This window comes from Allocoleopsis franciscana PCC 7113 (assembly GCF_000317515.1).
Classification (GTDB): Bacteria; Cyanobacteriota; Cyanobacteriia; order Cyanobacteriales; family Coleofasciculaceae; genus Allocoleopsis; species Allocoleopsis franciscana.
The window spans coordinates 2,791,107-2,809,707 of sequence record NC_019738.1 but is presented as its reverse complement, the minus strand read 5'-3'; the positions used below and the strand labels follow the sequence as shown (position 1 = coordinate 2,809,707).

The following is an 18,601-nucleotide window of genomic DNA, read 5'->3' as shown; positions in this document are numbered from 1 at the left end:
TCTTGCATCAGTTGCAACAACCACCAGTGGTTTTAACCACTGTCTCATAGCTCGCACTCGTCTTCATACGACAGGATTTGGGTTTCAGTCCATTTCAATGGACTTGAGCTATAAGCCAAGAAATTAATTTCTTGGCGGGTGTGGAGGCTTACTGACAAAGGTGCAAGATGTGAGCCATTCAATGTTTTGCACGGCAAATCCCAAAAACTGAGGTGTAGCCATGCAGAAACGTGCTACCACCCACTGGGCCAATTTCACCGTTACAGAAGAAGCCACTGAGTTGAATGTTACTCAGGTAGCGACCAAACAGTTGGGAATCAAAATCAGGCTTCCCGTAAAGTCCTTTTCCCCGACCTAGACAAGCAAACATTAAAGCACCAGCCGCCTCTGTAGTCCCAGAGGTATCCTTTTGATAGCGATGGAGGAGCAGTTCTAAGTCTTCTTCGGAGGTACGGGCATCCCGGAGGTGGAACTGGATACGCTGACCGGGTCTAACGCGATCGCCAATTGCGATCGCCCCAACTCTGGGATCGACGCCCAATAAGTTGCGAATCAGAAAGTCTCCGTGACCCAGTTGTTGCTTAAATTCATCGCGGGCAACACCGACAAACAGAGAATGTTGTGCCAGTTGCCGGTCTTCCTCACTGAGGCTTTGCAGTAAATCTCGCAGAACTTCCAAGGGGCGACGAGACTCAATCTCGCTGCTGGTCTTCTCGACGTTATCCTGTGTAGCTAATTCCAACACAATATTCCGCTCACAGGCCGTCACCTGATACGTTTGACCAATCGGACGACAACCTTGAGCCACAATTGTTTCTAAAACAATATTGCCGCTCAATGCGACTCCAACGGTGCCCTCGCGGTAGAGTTTATAGTTACAAAATAGGGCACTTTGCACGCCCATCGCGCCAGCACTGGTCATTCCTCCTACCTTACTTGACCCTGGATAGGCAAAATCCAGCCCTTGCAGCAGGTCATTAATGGCAGAAAAGGGGTCTGCTAACAAAATAAAGTGAGGTTCTTCCTGAGGTGGAACGCCAATCAAATCCACCCAGGTATTAGGGGGACTATCTAGGTCGGGTAAGCCATCTCCAGGGATGTGAAAAGCTTGAACCTGAACATCAGGCAGGTGAGCCAAGCTGAGACTCAGAGCCGGTTCTCCCTCGATTTCTTGGGTTTCACCCTGGGAGTTCATACCGATAATACCGCTACCACCACAGCCAATGATCACTGGCACCGACAACTGCTTTTGGAGTAAGGCCATCAGTCGAGAATACTCGCTGGCATAGGCAGACGAGATAAACACCAACCCTAAGTCAGGTGTGGCGGTCAACGACTTTTGGGCGCGGTCTACCACTTCCGCGATTGCTGCTTCCAAAGATGGACAGGTAGATAAGGCGTTTGCCCACTGAATTGGATTAGCCATTGGTTCTGCCGAATTCAATTCCGATGCCGATTCTTACCCTTGGGAGTTGGCAGGCGGTTTAAGCCTTATGATAGCGCTAACGGGGGCAACTCTAAAGGTAAGATTAGATACTGAACACATGCCTTTATCCTGACAGGGTGACGGAATGGCTAGCGATTGTGCTTCACATAAGTTAATATGTAGGCAGTGAAATCAGTTAAGTCTGTAATAGGCGAGCTGACCGTCGGCAAGCGAAAATTGGCACAATCTTAAAAAATCCGGATTAATCCGGTAATTAAGAACCCAATTGGCGCTAAGACTAGATTGATCATGATTCCCTCTCGACTAAGCAACTTGCTGTACTTAAGTACAGTACGCAGGAAAAGGTAAGGAAATGAGCAACAACATTGAAGAAAAAATCCAACAAGAGCGCGAAGCAGCTAGAGCTGCTTGTGATATCAACGGGGCAGAGTCTGGTGCCTGTGCAGCAGCGTGGGATGTAGTAGAAGAACTGCAAGCTGAAGCCGCGCACCAACGCCAAAAAGCTCCCAAGAAAAACGCTTTTGAGCAATATTGCGACGCTAACCCAGACGCTGATGAATGTCGGGTGTACGAAGACTAATATTCAATCCCTCAACGTCAGCTTTAGTCGGTTTAGGTATATCAGCCAATGGGCGCAAGTAGCTGGAACTCCCAACCTGAGGATTCCAGCTCTTTGTTGTACAGGCTTGAGACTGGGGGGTAGCACACCAACACAGCCGAATGCTATCCAGCCAGATTGGGTGGAAAGCTGCGCCTACTGGAATAACATAGATAAAGGTCTTTTCGGCAACGAGCAATGCAAGACGAATTTCTTCGATCCCTAGTTTGGACAGACTACCGATTGGCAGTTTTAATTACGGTGATCATCCCGTTGATTCTGCTGATTTGGGCTTTTGTGCAGAAAGTGGATTCGATGGTACGCCTATTGATCATCTACTGGCGTGTTGCCAGTCTCTTGGCGATTACGGTTTACCTATTTATTGCCAGTTTGCCGATTGGTTTTGTTTCAGGTTGGTTCGGTCGTATCCTAATTCCCATTGCCCTCTGGTTTTGGGTGGATGTGAACGAAGATATTGAGGATCAACCGCAGCGTCCTTTAAAGTTGGCACTGACATCATGGCGATGGGCTATTACTGCATATTGTATCTTGGGCGCTTTAGCCAGTATTCCCTTTCTGAGCTGTGCCTTTTTGCCCGGATCAATCAAAACGCCTTTCTGTCAAGTTTGGTTACAGCCGCCATTGTTATTCAAACAGTATTTCCATAACGATTCCAGACCAGGCTTTCTCGGTTTTCTGGGGGTGACAGGCTTAATCGCCTACGTCCTTTACTTAAGCTATTTCGTCCTGATTCGGCTGGGCAAACAAGGGCGCTCAGCTATGGAACAATAAATACGGCATACTATTGAGTGGTGATTCGCAATGATTAATTCCATTGGGCGGCGTCTAGAGCAATACACGATTAAGCGTCCCCAGGAAGTTGTGATAGTCACGGCTGAAATAGATGGCGAAGAAGACCAGATTGCCATTTTCAAAGGCTTTTCCAGTTCTTTGATGCGCCCAACCGCTTTTGACCCCGATATCCCAGTGCTACCTCCAGAAGCACACATTATCTCGATTGACCGAGTTGCTAGTCCTTACAACCCTGATGCGCCTCGTTATCTTCAGCAAGGTCTGACTTGGAATACCATGCAATTGTTACTCTCAGAAGCTGGGGTGTGATATCCTCCATTCTCCTTTTCCCCGATTTTTCTGAGTGACAGGGGAAAGATTTTACACAAACTTTATACAGTCGCCAACTATCTAAACTATCCCTTGATAAACAGGTATCTACCTTTAGGCATAATTGGGATTAGATAAGCAAACTAAACGCTAGATGAGAGCGAAAACCGAAATGATAGCTTTTCAGGAAGCTTCTACAACCCCTAAGAGCCACTTAAACGAGCAACCCTACTCAGGGATTTTATCCGAGAGATTCGCCATTGTTTTGTGTGGTCTGGGTGTAGCTGTATTTGCTCTCCCTATCTTAGTCATGATTCAGGTTCTGAGCGGTTTGTACTGGGGATGCGTTTCAGTGTATCAACTCCTCAGTGGCTCCGAACTTGGCAAGCTCAACGATATTTGAGTGGCGGTCAGTAGACCACAAACTTTTGTAATCGCGCTCTGGTACGCTTTTCTGTAGTGGAGCGCATTAGTAGTCAGCACAGTCTTTTTCAAATTTTAATCCGAGCAGCTAGTCAGAAAGATAGTATAGAATCCATTTGGCACCTCTGAGAACGGGGTAAGATGAAACAACGATGTCTGTAATCGCTGTTGGATAATTGAACGTTCTAACGCTTCGATGGAGCGGTATAAGAGTTTCGTCGAAAACTTTGAGCGAACGCTAGCTCATGTTATCATACGGCTGCCTGTCCTCAATTGCTGTCTCATCAGACTGATGCTCAAGCGCTTAGCAAGAGCGTAGCTCCTAAATTGCTTTTATCGTGATGAATGAAAGAATTTTTGCTCTTGAAGCCTACGCCTGTTTCTCTGATGAAAAGGCAGTCGTCACTGAAGTTGTGATTACCCAAAACTCTAGTATTGCCGTTTGGGCAGTGCGTCCGGGACAAGAGGTTGAAGCTCATTGCCATCCCGATGGGCAAGATACATGGTTTATGCTGCGAGGTACTCTCACTTATTACTTAGGCAACAGTCAGCGCCAAACCTTGAGTGCGGGTCAATTTGCGATCGCAGACCAAAATCAAGTTCACGGTGCGGTTAATGAAGGGACAGAAGACTCTGTCTTTGTTTCTATTTACTCTGCACCTAAGATTGGTTATGCCAAAGCTTCAGCTTAAAATACTCTCTTTTAACTAAGCCAGGTTACCCCTAACCCGACTTAGTTCTACTTTAAATCAGCCGATGAAATTTGCCATTGAGACTTAGCTGCTTCGACCCTTGTTGAGCCTCAGTTTTAGAAGTAGTCTTGAGTTGACGAGCCTCTTGTTTGGCAGCCGTTTCCGCGATCGAGATAAAGCTTTGAACTAATTGCATATCTTTCAACCTCAACTCTTTATACTCCGACGATAGGAAATTCTCATCCGGAAAAAAAACGGCACTATGCAACTCCCTCAAGTGACAGTTGGTCTTGAGTCGATCTGGGTCAATTTTTAGGGGTTTTCGTAGTCTGAGGATGGACAGTTACTCAACTGGCTTCCATCATGACCCCAAGAATAATCAGGAAAAAGCCTTTTCTAAATTCTGGAGTGTTGGGAGTGCCTGTTTCTTTCGTTGACGGCTACTGGGGCTAGAAGTTCCTGATGAATTGCTCAGTCGCGCTAAAGTTGATGCAGAGTTTGGTCTAACACTCCCTATGGCTAAAGTAGTGTTTCGCTTTCACGCAGAACTAAACGACTTTTTGCCACCTAGCCAGCGACAGGTCAGCTTTACCCATGTTTTTAAAGAGCGATGCTCAATTAAGGACATGATCGAAGCCTTGGGTGTCCCCCATACGGAAGTGGACTGTATCTGGGTCAACGCCGAAGCGGTGGACTTTTCCTATATTGTTCAAGATGGCGAACGCATCGATGTCCACCCGATTTCTACTGCCACGAACATCATACCTGTAGTCTCTCTCCGACCGCCCCTGCCCAGTATCCTGCACTTCGTTCTAGATGTCCATTTAGGGAAATTAGCCTCCTCCCTGCGCTTGCTGGGCTTCGACACGTTATACCGCAACGACTACGACGACGAAGAATTAGCTGAAATTTCTGCCTCCCAACAACGGGTGCTATTCACTCGTGACAAAGGTTTATTGATGCGAAGTCGAGTGACCTATGGATACTATGTTAGGGCGACTAACCCAGAGCAACAGATCATCGAAGTCTTACGACGCTTCGACTTGTTTGGGAAAATCCTACCATTTCAAAGATGTATACGCTGCAATGGGTTATTAGAACCTGTATCAAAAGAATCGATCCTCAACCAACTCCCCCACCAAACCCGCTTAGAAATTGATGAATTTCATCGCTGCGGGGAATGTAGCCAAATTTATTGGAGAGGTTCGCACTACGAACGAATGCAGCAATTTATTGAGGGAGTACTTAACGCACAAGAGTCGGCTTGATTAGAAAGGCTGGAGCGGATAAAACAAGCCATCGTTGGGGTCGTACTCCCACGGTATACCCTGCGGATCACGCGCTTCTGACCAAAACGGAAAATTTACTCGATCCTTCTGACGACTGATAGCACTGGGGGAGTAAGGAGATCCGGTTTTTGGATTAATCAACCGTTGCGCTAAATCCGAGGGATGAAGTGGCTCCATCGGAACTTCAGACCGTCTTTTTTTCGGGGCAGGTAATTGACCGGATGCCCGGAGAATCTCAAAATACTTATCTAACCGCTGCTCAAATTTATCAAAACGCCCACGCGCTTGGAGCAGTTCTGCTGGCATCTGTTGGTGAACGGCTTCGTCAACGAGTTTGTCTACATCTTCTAGGCGTTCGTCAATCGTTTCACCGATAAAAATTTTCACAGACTTGACTTGCTCTCTTAACTCATTCACTTGAATTAAGAGGCTTGTCAGTTTATCGGATGGGATTTCTTGGGTTCCTAATAGCTGCCGGATGACTCGTTGAGCAGTCAGACTCGCGTTCTCCTCGGAGCTAGCATACTGCATCAGCAGAGCGACCTCTTCATCTTTGAGACGGAATGAGATTAACTGAGTGCCCATCTGTGTGCGACCACTTTGTAGATTGCTGTAGTTTTTTCTTAGTCTAAACTCCAGTTCTGAGTAAGCGCCTGAAATTTTAGAACACGGGGATAAAGTTTGGCTTGGAACTCCAACAGAACGATGAGCGAGAACCAGTGCAATGCCGTGCGCTCACGATTCTGGGACGTGATGCAGTGACTTTACTCTCAGGCATTGCCGATACGAGTAGCCACTGAGCCAAGGCTTCAACCTCAGTCGCCATCGGCTTGAAAATTTTTCATGCTTATGCTCATGACTTAAGATAGATGCGGCACGATCATCTTGTCGTCACTCTTACGGATTGAGCCTTTGTTGGAATGAATGCTCCTAAGTTCCCCATCGAAGATAATGAAAATTCTGCAAAGGCAGAATCGGCTTTGAATAGATTTCTGACCTTATCATTCGACTTATTCTGTATCACGCAGGAAAATGGCTATTTCCAGCAGATCAATCCAGCGTGGGAAAATGTGCTGGGATGGACGGTGTCTGATTTACAAAACATCCCTTGGCTTGAACTTGTTCATCCCAATGATAGGGAGTTGACACTGAATACCGAGAACCTGCATCGCCAAAACAACTTTGTCGAATATGAAAATCGCTATCGCCACAAAGATGGAAGTTACCGTTGGCTATCTTGGCGAGTATCCAATGCAGAAGATGGACTTGTCTATAGAGTGGCGAAGGACATTACAACGGCAAAACAAGTAGAAGATGTAGCAATTTTCAGCGCTCAAAGTCGTAACGATTTCGCAAATCAACCCGTGGAACTAGATTTGCAACGAGCCGTTGCAGAATTAACCGAATGGAAAAATCGCTATGAAGCCGCCGGTCAAATTAATGGTCTGTTGCTTTATGAATGGAATAGTCAGACAGAGGAAATTATTTGGGGTTCTAATGTTGAACAAGTTTTTGGTTATGCCCAGGAAGAACTCTCAGGCTCTTTAGAGCAGTGGATGGAGTTAATTCATCCCGATGACATAGAGAAAGTTATCCAAGAGCTTAACCGAGTTATTGCCACTAAAGAGCGACTCCATGTTGAGTATCGGATGCGTCAAAAAGACGGTAGTTACATCATTCTGGAAGACAACGGTACATTTTACACCGATAATGCGGGTCATCTTAATCGCATGGTGGGGTTTATTGCGAATATTACGGAGCGCAAACGGGCACAAGCTGAGCTACAAAAAGCCTATCAGCAATTGGAACTTTTAGTCGATAACTCGCCTTTAGCCATTCTGGAGTGGGACAAGGACTTTCGCTTGCAGCGTTGGTCGAAACAGGCAGAAAAAATATTTGGCTGGAAAACTGCTGAGGTTCTCAATCGCCATCCTAAAGAATGGCAGTTCGTCTATGAAGAAGATGCTCCAACAGTTGATCAAATCCTGAGTCAATTAATGGATGGAACTCTACAACGCACTGTAGATGAAAATCGCAACTATACCAAAGATGGAAAAATTGTTTATTGCCAATGGTACAACTCGGCACTCTTCGATGAGTCGGGCAATTTGGTGTCAATTTTCTCCCTAGTCTTGGATATTAGCGATCAAAAACAGGCAGAAGCCACTCTGCAACAGGTGATGAACGAGCTAGAAACAAGAGTTGAGGAGCGTACTGCTCAACTTCAGCACATCAATGAGCAACTGAGTGCCGAGATTGCTGAACGTCAGCGTACAGAAGCAGCGCTGCGTCAGAGCGAAGAACAATTCCGCCGGGTGTTTAACGAGGCACCGATTGGCATGGGGGTAACTGCAAAGGATAAGCGCTTTTTCAGGGTGAATCAAGCCTTAGTTGAAATGCTGGGCTATAGTGAGTCTGAATTTATCAGCCTAACCTGCGAGGATATCACCCATCCCGAAGACTGGAAGCGTTTACTTCCCTATCTCAAGCAGATAGAACAAGGAGAACTTGACCGCTTTCAAGTCGAAGAACGTTTTATCAAAAAGAATCAAGAGATTCTCTGGGGCAATTTAACCTCAATGATACTGCGCGACGAGTCGGGAAAAATCCTTTACGGCTTAGGCATGGTCGAGGACATCACAGAACGTAGACAGGCAGAAGCCGCCCTTCGTCAAAGCGAAGAACAATTCCGCCGAGTGTTTGACGAAGCCCCGATTGGAATGTCGCTGGCAGGCTTGGATAATCGCTACATCAGGGTGAATCAAGCCTTTTATGAAATGCTGGGGTACACCGAGTCTGAACTCATGGCGCTCACGTTTGAGGCTATTACTTATTCCGAAGACTTAGCGCTAGAAATTCCTTGTATGGAGCAGCTCATAAGCGGAAAAATAGATAGCTTTGAGTTAGAAAAACGTTACCAGAAAAAGAATCAAGAGATTGTCTGGGTGAATTTAACTTTGATTGCTTTGCGCGATCAATCGGGGTGTATCCTCTATACATTAGCCATGATCGAGGACATCACAGCACGCAAGCAAGCCCAGGAAGCTTTGCAACAGAGTGAGGCTCGCTACCGTGCCATTATTGAAGATCAAACTGAATTGATCTGTCGATATCAGCCAGACGGAACTCTCACGTTTGTTAATGATGCTTACTGCCGCTATTTCCATAAGCAGCGTTCTGAGCTGATTGGTTACAGCTTTATGCCAGTAATTCCAGAAGAAGACCAAGCATTGGTTACCCAGAGTTTTAGTTTTCTAGGTGTAGAACAGCCTATTGTGACTCACGAACACCGAATTATTCTGCCTTGTGGAGAAAATCGCTGGCAACAGTGGACGAACCGAGCCTTGTTTGATGACTTTGGCAATATCCTGGAGTTTCAGGCTGTGGGACGGGACATTACAAAACTCAAGCAGGCTGAAGCTGAAATTGTTCAAGCTTTGGAAAGGGAAAGAGAACTGAGCGAATTGCGATCGGGATTTGTGTCTTTAGTGTCCCACGAGTTTCGCACACCCCTAACGACAATTCAATCCTCAGCGGAACTGCTTGAACGCTACAACCATAAATTATCCGAGGAGAAGAAACAAAATCACTATCGGCGCATTCAAAATGCCGTGCAACGGATGACTCAGTTGTTAGAAGATGTTCTGACGATTGGCAAAGCTGAAGCGGGAAAACTGAAGTTCACGCCGTCCCCCATCAATTTAGTCGCTTTTTGCTGTGACTTGGTTGAAAGTTTGCAAATGAGTGCAAAGCCGCAACATCAGCTTGATTTTGTGGTGATTGGTGAGGCTCGTGATGCCCAAATGGATGAAAAACTATTAAGTCATATTTTGACGAATTTACTCACTAATGCGATTAAATATTCCCCGGATGGAGGAACTGTTAAATTCGATTTAGTTTGCGATCGCACTTGGGTTATGTTCCGCATTCAAGACAGCGGAATTGGCATTCCCCCCCAAGATTTAGAGCGTTTATTTGAATCCTTTGGGCGAGCAAGCAATGTGGGTGCCATTCCTGGGACAGGATTAGGGCTAGCCATTGTTAAACGGTGTGTAGATTTGCACGAGGGCGAGATTACTGTGGAGAGTGAGGTTGGAGTAGGAACAACCTTTACTGTTACGCTGCCGTTACAGTCTTAACCATCCATCAATCAAGCAGTGAGCAGTGAAGAGTAAACGTGTTAAATGTTTGCGCTTAGCTGAGTGGTTTTTGTGCCAAAGGCAATCATCATTAGGTGATATCTTGCATAAGAGGTAGGGGCACCAGCGATACATACTTATAGTTAAGCGACCCAACTAGACAGTTGCCAACCTTTGAAGAGTGTGAAAATCGTTCGTCCAAAAGACATCAGCATTAGCACAAGTAGGCGCGACACAGCACGTATGGTCTTAATTAAATTGGCACAAGTCTAGGACAGGCATCGCAGCGCAGATTATCTAGCAAGAGTCCTATTAACACTCATGAAACCACTAGAAATTTTCGTTTATGCCGTGTGCTTTAGTTTCACCCTTAAAGGCGGCATTACTGCTGAGTTTAAAACTCAATTCAGAATTTTAGGTGAACTCATTGTCTACGCTTGGAGCATAGGAGTTGTCAATTGGGTCTTCTGCGGCGGAGCACTGAGAAAGCTGGGCATCCGCCCTCGCACCTCCCTCGGACTCTTAGGTATCTTGACATCGCCTTTTCTGCACAGTGATTGGGAACACTTAGCAGGAAACACTGTTCCTTTCTTAATCCTCGGTTGGTTTGTGATGTTAGGAGGGATTCAGAATTTCTTTATGATTACGGCTTTTATCGCACTGTTTAGTGGTCTTGGAGTCTGGTTATTTGGCGCACCCTATACTAATCATGCGGGTGCTTCAGGCGTAATTTTTGGTTATTTAGGTTTTCTACTAGTACGCAGCTATTTTACCGAGGATGCCCTATCAATTGTTCTCACAGTTGTTGTTGGCTTCATGTATGGCAGAATTCTCTGGGGAATTTTTCCTGAAGAAGAAGGAGTATCCTGGGAAGGCCATCTTTTTGGGTTCATGGCTGGGGTACTCGTTGCCTGCTTTCTAGATATGTTTCGGGTTATGTTACCTGCATCAATTAATGGAGGATTGTAGATAGTTCCAGCGATTGATCGCTGTGCCTACCTACTTATAATGTCCGGCAAATCATCCATAAAAAACTCCCACCATCTGAATGGTAGGAGCCTATTCCGTTACTATTTCTATGTAGCTATTGGATTGTCACTGCAAGCTAGCAGACTACTACTTTTTAGAAGCTGCCATCTGGTCTTGCAACTGACTTTTAACGGATTTGAACTCAGTCGCCATTTGCTTCTGCTGCTCATGGCTGAAGTTGTCGCGCAGTTTGGGGAACATTTCGTTCTCTTCTTGCTGCACATGAGATTGAACAGCTCTCATCAACTGCTCAATGTTAGCTTTGAAGTTGTCAATGTCAGATGGATTTAAGGACTTAATGTGCTCCAGCATTTGCTTCATTTCAGCTTGCTCAGAATAAAGTTCCTGAGTGTCTTGGTAATAGGAGCGGATTGCTGGGTAAACAACTTGTTCTTCGGCAGCAGCATGAACGCTTAAATCTTTGTAGATTTGACCGAAATACTCTTGTAATTTTTGAGGGTCATTGGTGCCCTGAACTTCCATGAACAGGGTATTGACCTTGGTATGATCCATACGGATGAGGGCGCGGATGTCCATCTCATCATCGCTGCGAGTCACCGCGCTTCCAACTACACCACTCAAAGCGGCAACAGCATCTTGAACGCGACCCCACAGGCTTTGATCGGGTTCTTGCCCAGTCAATTCACGAGTGCCCAAAATTTCTAGAATTCCTTTGAGCTGCTCTTGATGAGCACGGTTATCAAAGTTAACTGCATTCAATGGTCCTATCGCTGCCATAACGTCAGCGCCAACAACCTGGGCACACTTATGAATCAAGAGTCCAGCCATTGTTTGTTTATGCTTGAGCAGTTCGTGCTGAGCTACTTTTTCATACATCGTTAGCTCAGAACCTTCCATAAGTTTCTGAACTTGCTCAATCATCATCTGAGTGGTTTCTTTCGGCTCTCCTTTGACACCATACTGAACCATCACCGTGTCCAGAACGCCTATGTTTTTCTGATCATCTTGGATAAAATCCTGCAAACGCTTGCGAATTTCTTGGTCGGTGCAGGCTTCTATTAATTTCTGTTCATTGGAAATAATTAAGTTCTGGATCGCTTTCATGTCAGCTAGTTTTTGGGCGATCGCAAGACGTTTGGTATCATCAAGTGTTACCGGCATTTGTTGTTCTCTCTTTAAAGGATGTTTAAATTTCAACTCTTTCAGTTTGTCGCAGTGGTTGATTTGCTTCATCCTTCTATTGACGGATTCATATTTTGAGTAACCACAAACACAAAAATATTCAAAGCTTCTGCTATTGACCGTTTTGTTGCTTCTTCTTATTTTTGTATAATTTAATACTTCTGGTAGATGATTTTTAGTTTTTCTTGATTAGTTATAAAAAGCATTAAATTGCGGTTAGTCTAAGCCAACATTTATTGGCTTTCCATGCTGGCAACCCATGCCAATCAGACACAAATTTTATAGAAATATTTTTTAGCTTTGAACAACCCTATAAATTTCCAAAAAGCTTTTTAAAAGTGAGTTAATTCATCGCCTACTTAAATAGGCAATTTTAAGAATGAGTTTCGGGAAGTTGACGGACATAAGCATCGGTATACAGCGAGAGTCTGCCTGATTGGACATCCAGCTTTTTGATGCAAAGCGCAACTCCCTCAATCTCAAAATAGGGTGAGTCCATCAGTTCTCTTGCTTTATTTAAAAAAGTGAGCGCTAGTTCTAGGGAAATGCCTTCTCCCTCAGTACATTGAAACGCTTCTAGTAGTAGAGGCTGTTGCATTATCGGTAGACGAATTAAAGCCGTGAAGCCCATACGCCGTGTTTTACCTGTTTCGTTTAACACAATAGTTCCACTAAATCCAATCTTGCCATCACCTGAGAGATGAATCTTGAGCTGTTGCGGTTCCAGGGTTATAATTTGACCCTCCACATCCAACTCCAAGCTTTGAAACTGGCTGCGGATGTAGTCTGAGTTTAAGGCACGGTTGAGGTCTTGTTCTGTTAGTTCCACACGCGCAGTGGCATCTAGGGGTGTGTCCAGTTCAACGTGACCGAAAATCGTGCGAAGCAGATCGATGGCAATGCGATTGGTGTGTACTTCCATCTCCTGCACGCGGATGTCTTTCTGCATGACCACACCTTGAGCCGCAATCGAGACAGAATCCGCATGTCCCTGAACCATCTTCACCAAATCGGTTCGGACTTCTACGTCTATGTTTTCGACCTCATCGAATTGCGCCGCGATCGCCATCTCAGCCGCTTCAGATACCGCCTGCTCCTCCAACCGTGGCTCATTTGGCATGACTCGTAAGCTCCTCGCGTGCTGCTACTGCTTAGTCTAGACTTTTAACAGGATGTCAGGAATCTGTATCAAGGAATACGCAAATTGGAAGACAAGCTAGCTGTATACAGCACCGTTGACCACTTGACGATCTAATCCGCTGCTAAACATCTTTACAGTAATGAATAAAACCCAAAAGATTCTTAGTACTACTAGCTATGAAAAGCAGACAGACAGGAAAACCTGAAAACTCACTCGAAGAAATTCAGACAGTACTTCACTCCAGGAAAGTTGTTATCCCTTCTGTTCCCTTACCTGACCCCCTTGCTCAAAATATTGAGGCGATAATCGCCTTGCAAGCTAAAGCAGAAAAAGACCTATCCCGAACTCAGCGAGTCGTAGAAACGATCACCGCTTTTATCGCTCATCCGAAATTTCTGTACTGCATCCTGCTGGGTGTGACGCTGTGGATGGTTGTCAATCTCTTACCCCACGGCTTCGGCATCCCGCCATTTGACCCACCACCGTTTGAATGGCTGGATCATGTACTCGGTCTAGGTAGTTTGCTCATCTCAACAGGAGTGCTGATTACCCAAAATCGGCAAGAAAAGCTGACGGAACAGCGTATGCAACTGAGTTTGCAACTCAACCTACTTTCCGAGCAAAAAATTGCCAAGCTGATTGCCTTGGTGGAGGAACTGCGCCGCGATATTCCCAATGTTAGAGATCGAGACGACCCGGAAGCGGAGGTGATGAAGCAACCCGCCGATCCCCATGTTGTTCTGGAAGTGCTGGAAAAGACCTTAACTGAAGAACTGGAACAGCTTCAGCAAAAAGATTCATCCGATTCTTGAGGGAATAAACGTCTATATGCCTTGAGACATCCCACCAATTCCTTATGTCGTCAGGCAGATTCACGGCTCAGAAGCGATCGCCTAGATTGTGTGAACAATCATTAAGATAGGAAATTTAGCTCGTGACACTAGGCAAACCCGATATTGGCGAACAAGCACTGAGTAAAGCCGCAGAAATTGGACTGTCAACCCAACTGGATGAAGTAGAAGATCTGGACGTTGATATCCGTACTGATCCAGGTAAGCTGGTTCAAGGAGAATTAGAATCCGTTGAAATTGAAGGCAAAGGTCTGGTGATGCAGAAAGACCTTCGTGCCCAGGAATTGGAGATCAAAACCAGCAACATTGCGATCAATCCTCTGAGTGCGGCTTTTGGGAAAATTGAATTGACCCGTCCCACAGATGCTGATGCTCATGTTGTTCTCACCGAACAAGATCTTGAACGTGCCTTTAACTCTGAATATATCCATAACAAGCTGCAAAACCTCCAGGTGCATGTCAATGGTCAGCCCCTGGTAATCAACACACGTCAGGTACAATTGCGCCTACCGGGTGACGGAAAAATTTTGCTCACTGCTGAAATTCTTTTGAAGGAAACCGGAGAAACTCAGACAATCTCCTTCTCGACTGTACCCCACCTGACTCCCGGCGGAGAACGAATCGCCCTAGAGGACATTCAGTACTCCCAAGGCAAAGAGTTATCGCCAGAACTGACTACGGCACTCTTAGACAGGGCAAGCGAACTGCTGAATTTACGCAATTTTGAACTAGAAGGGATGTCACTGCGCCTCAAAGGAATGGACGTGCAAAAGGGCAAACTAACGCTTCAAGGTACAGCTCATGTCGAGCAATTTCCTGATTCTTAATGGCATTGCTCCTAAGAAAGGCGGTAATGGGAGAGCTACGAGAGAGATCAGGATATAGGTAACCGATCATTTCTCAACAAGACAACAATTAATCTCCCTTCCTGACTTCTTTTTTAATTTTTGACTTTTCAGGTCTTCTGTTCGCTGATGACGGCCTAAATCTCCCTTTTGGAAGACGTTTCATAAATACCTTTCCGTCAGAATTCCTGTAAGAAACCGCCACGCGACTTTCACCTATAGAAATCTGAAAAATTAAGCAGACGAATTATGACACAGACTCCCAATATCCCGCCCATAATTGAAAGTGAAGAGAGTAATTATCGAGATACTGGTGTGCCCAGTACAGTAGCAGTTGCAGGGCATCCGCTCCATCCCGCCCTCATAACTTTACCTATTGGTTTTCTGGTTACCGCGCCTGTAACAGACATAGCCTACTGGTTCCTGGGTGATGTTTTTTGGGCACGCGCTTCATTTTGGCTGATCGTGGGTGGATTAGTCACGGGTCTATTGGCTGCCATCACTGGTTTGCTAGACTTCATCAGAATTGGTCGGGTTCGTAAGCACACAGCCGGTTGGGCGCACATGTATGCTAACGTCACAGCACTGGTTGTGACAGCCATCAATCTAGGGTTGAGAGTAGGTAACCCCGTTGACAATCTTTTGTTCACAGGACTCATCCTCTCGGTGATTGTGGCAACACTGCTGGGCATTTCGGGTTGGTATGGAGGCGAACTGGTCTACCGTCATAAAATTGCCGTGATTGGCTACGGTGACAAGGAAGAACGCTAGCTGATAGCGATGGGTCAGGAATACCCTTGCTACTCGCACTCCTGGTAATTCAACTCTCTCGACGGACAGGCGGGAGAGTATTTTTGTTGCTAACATAGGCTAAAAGAAATTCTCTTAAGCCGTTTTACCCAGTCGGCTGTCGCCAAAAATACCAATAAAGCCGATAAAGCCATTAGGAAACAAGGCGCGTTGACTCAGTTACACTTTTTCCATACCATGAGCGCTATCTCCCTTGCTCCCGTTACTATGCTTGCTGTTGGTTTGAGTGCTGTAGTCGCCACAGCGCAAGTTCAGCTCTACCAACCGATTCCTCTATCAGTTGGTAATTCAATTAAGGATGCTCTTTCAGACAAAGATATTCCCACTGGCAAAAAGGGATTTGCCAAAGACTACATCGTGAACTTGGCAGCAGGAGACAAAGTAGAGATTGCAGCCTCCTCTGATAACTTTGATACCTTTGTCTCACTTATAGCGGCTGATGGTTCCGTCATTGAAGAGAACGATGATGGCCCTGATGGGAGTACTAATTCACTACTGGCTGTCAAAATTACCAAAACAGAAAATTACATTATTCGAGTACGGGCTTCGGGTGAAAATAAGGCTCATGGCTCTTTTACTCTCAATGTCAAAAAATTATCGTCTTAAGTACAGCTTGCCTGAAACAGGGACGGAATTTATCGAATTGAGCCATGACTCTGTCGGTGTCAACCGCTGCTCTTGTTCGTTTCTCAGCACTTAGGTTTGTAATTTTTAATAGCGATCGCGTTTTTATTGGCTCGAATCTGATTAATATAAATTTATGACAAATCCAACTCCCACACCCAACACAGACGCCCCGTCGGCTGAGCTGCAAGAAACACTACCGAGTCCACTGAAATGCTTGAGTGGCGCGTTAATTTCGGGAGGATTTGCGATCGCGCTTTACTTCCTAACGTCCTCGATTGGTAACACCTTTGCCAATAAGCCTCTTCCCTCTTCTAACCAGACGGCGATTCAGATTTCAATTGCGGTTCGTACTCTAGTTGTGGGCATTAGTACCCTGGCAACTGCCCTGTTTACGATCATCGGTGTTGGTTTAATGGGTGTAACAATTTATCTGTTCGTTCAACAGCTAAAAAATCGTACTTCTCCACCCTCTAAGGTGTAGTACGTTAACAGGAATTCAATTTTGTTTACTCAAATTTATCTCACTGCTTCATAAACAAGTTTCCGTCGGCAGATAGATGAAACTTAACTTCCATTTAATCTCTTTTCATCTATTGTTAATCTCCTGCTCAATTAAAGATACAACAAAGCTATCGAAGTGATCAAACGGAAGTGATATTAATGAATTGAGCTTAAACAGGGAAAAGGCTTAAACCCTTTAACAACCCCTGTAGTGGTAGAAGACGGTTGGCAAATTACCAGAGAACTCTGACGCCACCCTAAATAGAGGAATATGTTGGAAAGATTTAATTATTAAAAGTGTTTTTAAATACTCATCCTAGGGAGATAGGCAAGAAGATAGATAATACGAAAAAAATAAAGAAAGAACTGATGAGATTATATAGAGGTTGAATGAATACGGATAATCAAAGCATTAGCCGACAATTCAGCATTCGGAAAGAGCCTGAAATGGGTATCCAGAAACAAACGTTGTCAACTGTAGCGATCAAAGCCCGACTCATTGCACAATAAAGGCAGTTCCTTGAGCTGATTAACTCTTATGCCGACTGTACTCGCTGATGCCAAAAATCTGCTGTCTGACCTGATGGCTCGCTATGGCTCCCGCGTGGATTACTTAGCGATTCGTCTTGAGGAATCAGAAGGAACCAGTATTTTGTTGCGGGGAGACAAAATAGAAACCCTGAGTGAGGGTTTAGCCATGGGTGGGCAAGTCCGGGCTTGTTATAAAGGGGGCTGGGGATTTGCCAGTTTTAACCAGCTTTCGACGCTAATCGAGCGAGTTGAAGAAGCGATTACAGCAGCACGAATTGTTGGGGATGAGGAAACCATACTCGCTCCTGTTAAACCCGTGGAGGCGATTTGCCAACTGCCCCTGATTGGCACGAACCCGCGTCATGTTCCGATCGCTCATAAAAAACAATTGTGCGATCGCTACAACGACATCCTCAAAAGCATTGACCCCCGAATCACCAGTACCTCTGTGCGCTATGGCGATAGTACCCAGCGAGTGATTATTGCCACATCCGAAGGTACTCTGATCGAGCAATCCTGGGCAGATATGGAAATGCGTTTCGCTGCTACCGCCCGGAACGGTGAGATTGTGCAAACAGGGCGGGAAACCACCGGCTCTCGCAAGGCTTACGAAGACCTAAGCCATCTTGAGGAACAGGTACGCAATGCGGCTCAACGCGCCGTCACTGCCCTGTCTCTACCCCCAGTCAAGGGAGGTGCCTACACGGTTGTGATTGACCCGATGCTCACGGGTTTATTTGTTCACGAAGCCTTCGGGCACCTTTCCGAAGCCGATATGGCTTACGAAAACCCTGACTTATTAGAAGTGATGAGCATGGGGCGTCGATTTGGTCCAGAAGAGTTACAAATTTTTGACGGTGCGGCACCTCCGGGGCATCGGGGTAGTTATTTCTACGATGATGAAGGCACCCCCGCCACCACCACTCAACTGATTAAAGATGGGATTTTAGTGGGGCGTCTCCACTCGCGGGAAACCGCTGGGAAGTTAGAAGAAAGTCCGACCGGTAACGCCCGTTGCCTCAACTATCATTATCCCCCCATCGTCCGCATGACCAATACCTGGATTGAGCGGGGAGAAACGCCAGTACAGGACTTATTCAACGGGATTAAAGAGGGGGTTTATGCCCGCAACTGGACGGGTGGCATGACGAATGGCGAAATGTTCACCTTCAGCGCTGGAGAAGCGTGGATGATTCGCAATGGCAAGATGGCTGAACCCGTGCGGGATGTGACGCTTTCGGGTAATGTCTTCAAAACGTTAGAAGATATTGAAGCGGTTGGGGATGACTTCTACTGGGATGAATCCGGCGGCTGCGGGAAGGGAGGACAAAGTGGTTTACCGGTAGGTTGTGGCGGGCCGAGTTTACGGATTCGCGATGTGGTTGTTGGCGGTGAAGCCGCTTAAGCGGATGC

At 45.8% G+C, this 18,601-nt stretch carries 20 protein-coding genes; 15 read left to right on the top strand and 5 right to left on the bottom strand.

Translation table 11 applies throughout. The annotated features are described in order from the left end of the window. Window positions 1-178: 178 nt before the first annotated feature. The gene (locus tag MIC7113_RS11815; RefSeq protein ID WP_015182395.1) at window positions 179-1,426 is read right to left on the bottom strand and encodes an FIST signal transduction protein; all 1,248 of its coding nucleotides are present in this window, start codon (window positions 1,424-1,426) and stop codon (window positions 179-181) included. A gap of 373 nt (window positions 1,427-1,799) precedes the next feature. Here MIC7113_RS11815 and MIC7113_RS11810 point away from each other — a divergent pair, with 373 nt between their 5' ends. The 6 genes from MIC7113_RS11810 (at window position 1,800) to MIC7113_RS11790 (ending at window position 4,282) form a co-directional block, all read left to right on the top strand. Further along, on the top strand, window positions 1,800-2,027 hold the full coding sequence (locus MIC7113_RS11810; protein ID WP_015182394.1) for a Calvin cycle protein CP12: 228 nt from the start codon (window positions 1,800-1,802) through the stop codon (window positions 2,025-2,027). Beyond that, window positions 2,002-2,271: a hypothetical protein gene (locus tag MIC7113_RS37235; protein ID WP_172642232.1), complete on the top strand. Its 270-nt coding sequence runs from the start codon at window positions 2,002-2,004 to the stop codon at window positions 2,269-2,271. The genes MIC7113_RS11810 and MIC7113_RS37235 overlap by 26 nt, the downstream gene beginning before the upstream one ends. Further along, a complete protein-coding gene (locus tag MIC7113_RS11805; RefSeq protein WP_015182393.1) occupies window positions 2,244-2,837 on the top strand; it encodes a DUF3177 family protein in 594 nt (197 codons plus the stop codon). The genes MIC7113_RS37235 and MIC7113_RS11805 overlap by 28 nt, the downstream gene beginning before the upstream one ends. Window positions 2,838-2,867: 30 nt before the next feature. Then, complete coding sequence (locus tag MIC7113_RS11800; RefSeq protein WP_015182392.1) at window positions 2,868-3,167, top strand: DUF7734 family protein; 300 nt, start codon at window positions 2,868-2,870, stop codon at window positions 3,165-3,167. Between the two features lie 172 nt (window positions 3,168-3,339). Then, window positions 3,340-3,570, top strand: a complete 231-nt coding sequence (locus MIC7113_RS11795; RefSeq protein WP_155897982.1) for a hypothetical protein — start codon at window positions 3,340-3,342, stop codon at window positions 3,568-3,570. Window positions 3,571-3,931: 361 nt separating this feature from the next. Next, window positions 3,932-4,282 carry a cupin domain-containing protein gene (locus MIC7113_RS11790; RefSeq protein WP_015182390.1) on the top strand — a complete coding sequence of 117 codons (351 nt, stop codon included), beginning with the start codon at window positions 3,932-3,934 and terminating at the stop codon, window positions 4,280-4,282. 52 nt (window positions 4,283-4,334) lie between these two features. Here the strand turns inward: MIC7113_RS11790 and MIC7113_RS36255 are convergent, their stop codons facing one another. Further along, window positions 4,335-4,478, bottom strand: coding sequence for a hypothetical protein (locus tag MIC7113_RS36255; RefSeq protein ID WP_015182389.1), 144 nt, complete (start codon window positions 4,476-4,478; stop codon window positions 4,335-4,337). Window positions 4,479-4,797: 319 nt separating this feature from the next. On the opposite strand from MIC7113_RS36255, the gene MIC7113_RS11785 reads away from it, so the two are divergent. Next, entirely contained in the window at window positions 4,798-5,550 is a 753-nt protein-coding gene (locus MIC7113_RS11785) for a Mut7-C RNAse domain-containing protein (protein ID WP_015182388.1), read from the top strand. Here MIC7113_RS11785 and MIC7113_RS11780 read toward each other — a convergent pair whose 3' ends face one another. Further along, window positions 5,551-6,156, bottom strand: coding sequence for a hypothetical protein (locus MIC7113_RS11780; protein WP_015182387.1), 606 nt, complete (start codon window positions 6,154-6,156; stop codon window positions 5,551-5,553). A 335-nt stretch (window positions 6,157-6,491) separates the two neighbouring features. Here MIC7113_RS11780 and MIC7113_RS11775 point away from each other — a divergent pair, with 335 nt between their 5' ends. Next, on the top strand, window positions 6,492-9,710 hold the full coding sequence (locus MIC7113_RS11775; protein ID WP_015182386.1) for a PAS domain-containing sensor histidine kinase: 3,219 nt from the start codon (window positions 6,492-6,494) through the stop codon (window positions 9,708-9,710). Between the two features lie 321 nt (window positions 9,711-10,031). Further along, window positions 10,032-10,679: a rhomboid family intramembrane serine protease gene (locus MIC7113_RS11770; protein ID WP_015182385.1), complete on the top strand. Its 648-nt coding sequence runs from the start codon at window positions 10,032-10,034 to the stop codon at window positions 10,677-10,679. 147 nt (window positions 10,680-10,826) lie between these two features. On the opposite strand, the gene MIC7113_RS11765 is transcribed toward MIC7113_RS11770, so the two are convergent. Both MIC7113_RS11765 and MIC7113_RS11760 read right to left on the bottom strand, forming a co-directional pair. Next, window positions 10,827-11,861 carry a hemerythrin domain-containing protein gene (locus MIC7113_RS11765; protein ID WP_041780720.1) on the bottom strand — a complete coding sequence of 345 codons (1,035 nt, stop codon included), beginning with the start codon at window positions 11,859-11,861 and terminating at the stop codon, window positions 10,827-10,829. Window positions 11,862-12,255: 394 nt separating this feature from the next. Continuing rightward, window positions 12,256-13,002 carry an LmeA family phospholipid-binding protein gene (locus tag MIC7113_RS11760; RefSeq protein WP_015182383.1) on the bottom strand — a complete coding sequence of 249 codons (747 nt, stop codon included), beginning with the start codon at window positions 13,000-13,002 and terminating at the stop codon, window positions 12,256-12,258. Between the two features lie 197 nt (window positions 13,003-13,199). On the opposite strand from MIC7113_RS11760, the gene MIC7113_RS11755 reads away from it, so the two are divergent. From MIC7113_RS11755 to MIC7113_RS11730, 6 genes are all read left to right on the top strand, one after another. Beyond that, a complete protein-coding gene (locus tag MIC7113_RS11755) occupies window positions 13,200-13,835 on the top strand; it encodes a DUF1003 domain-containing protein (protein ID WP_015182382.1) in 636 nt (211 codons plus the stop codon). A gap of 122 nt (window positions 13,836-13,957) precedes the next feature. Then, complete coding sequence (locus MIC7113_RS11750; protein WP_015182381.1) at window positions 13,958-14,701, top strand: LmeA family phospholipid-binding protein; 744 nt, start codon at window positions 13,958-13,960, stop codon at window positions 14,699-14,701. Window positions 14,702-14,968: 267 nt separating this feature from the next. Continuing rightward, window positions 14,969-15,490, top strand: a complete 522-nt coding sequence (locus MIC7113_RS11745; RefSeq protein ID WP_015182380.1) for a DUF2231 domain-containing protein — start codon at window positions 14,969-14,971, stop codon at window positions 15,488-15,490. A gap of 216 nt (window positions 15,491-15,706) precedes the next feature. Continuing rightward, window positions 15,707-16,135: a PPC domain-containing protein gene (locus MIC7113_RS11740; protein WP_041780019.1), complete on the top strand. Its 429-nt coding sequence runs from the start codon at window positions 15,707-15,709 to the stop codon at window positions 16,133-16,135. 154 nt (window positions 16,136-16,289) lie between these two features. Continuing rightward, window positions 16,290-16,637 (top strand): DUF3082 domain-containing protein, encoded by a 348-nt coding sequence (locus MIC7113_RS11735; protein WP_015182378.1) that lies wholly within the window; start codon window positions 16,290-16,292, stop codon window positions 16,635-16,637. Between the two features lie 558 nt (window positions 16,638-17,195). Then, window positions 17,196-18,593 carry a TldD/PmbA family protein gene (locus MIC7113_RS11730; RefSeq protein ID WP_015182376.1) on the top strand — a complete coding sequence of 466 codons (1,398 nt, stop codon included), beginning with the start codon at window positions 17,196-17,198 and terminating at the stop codon, window positions 18,591-18,593. Window positions 18,594-18,601: the final 8 nt, after the last annotated feature.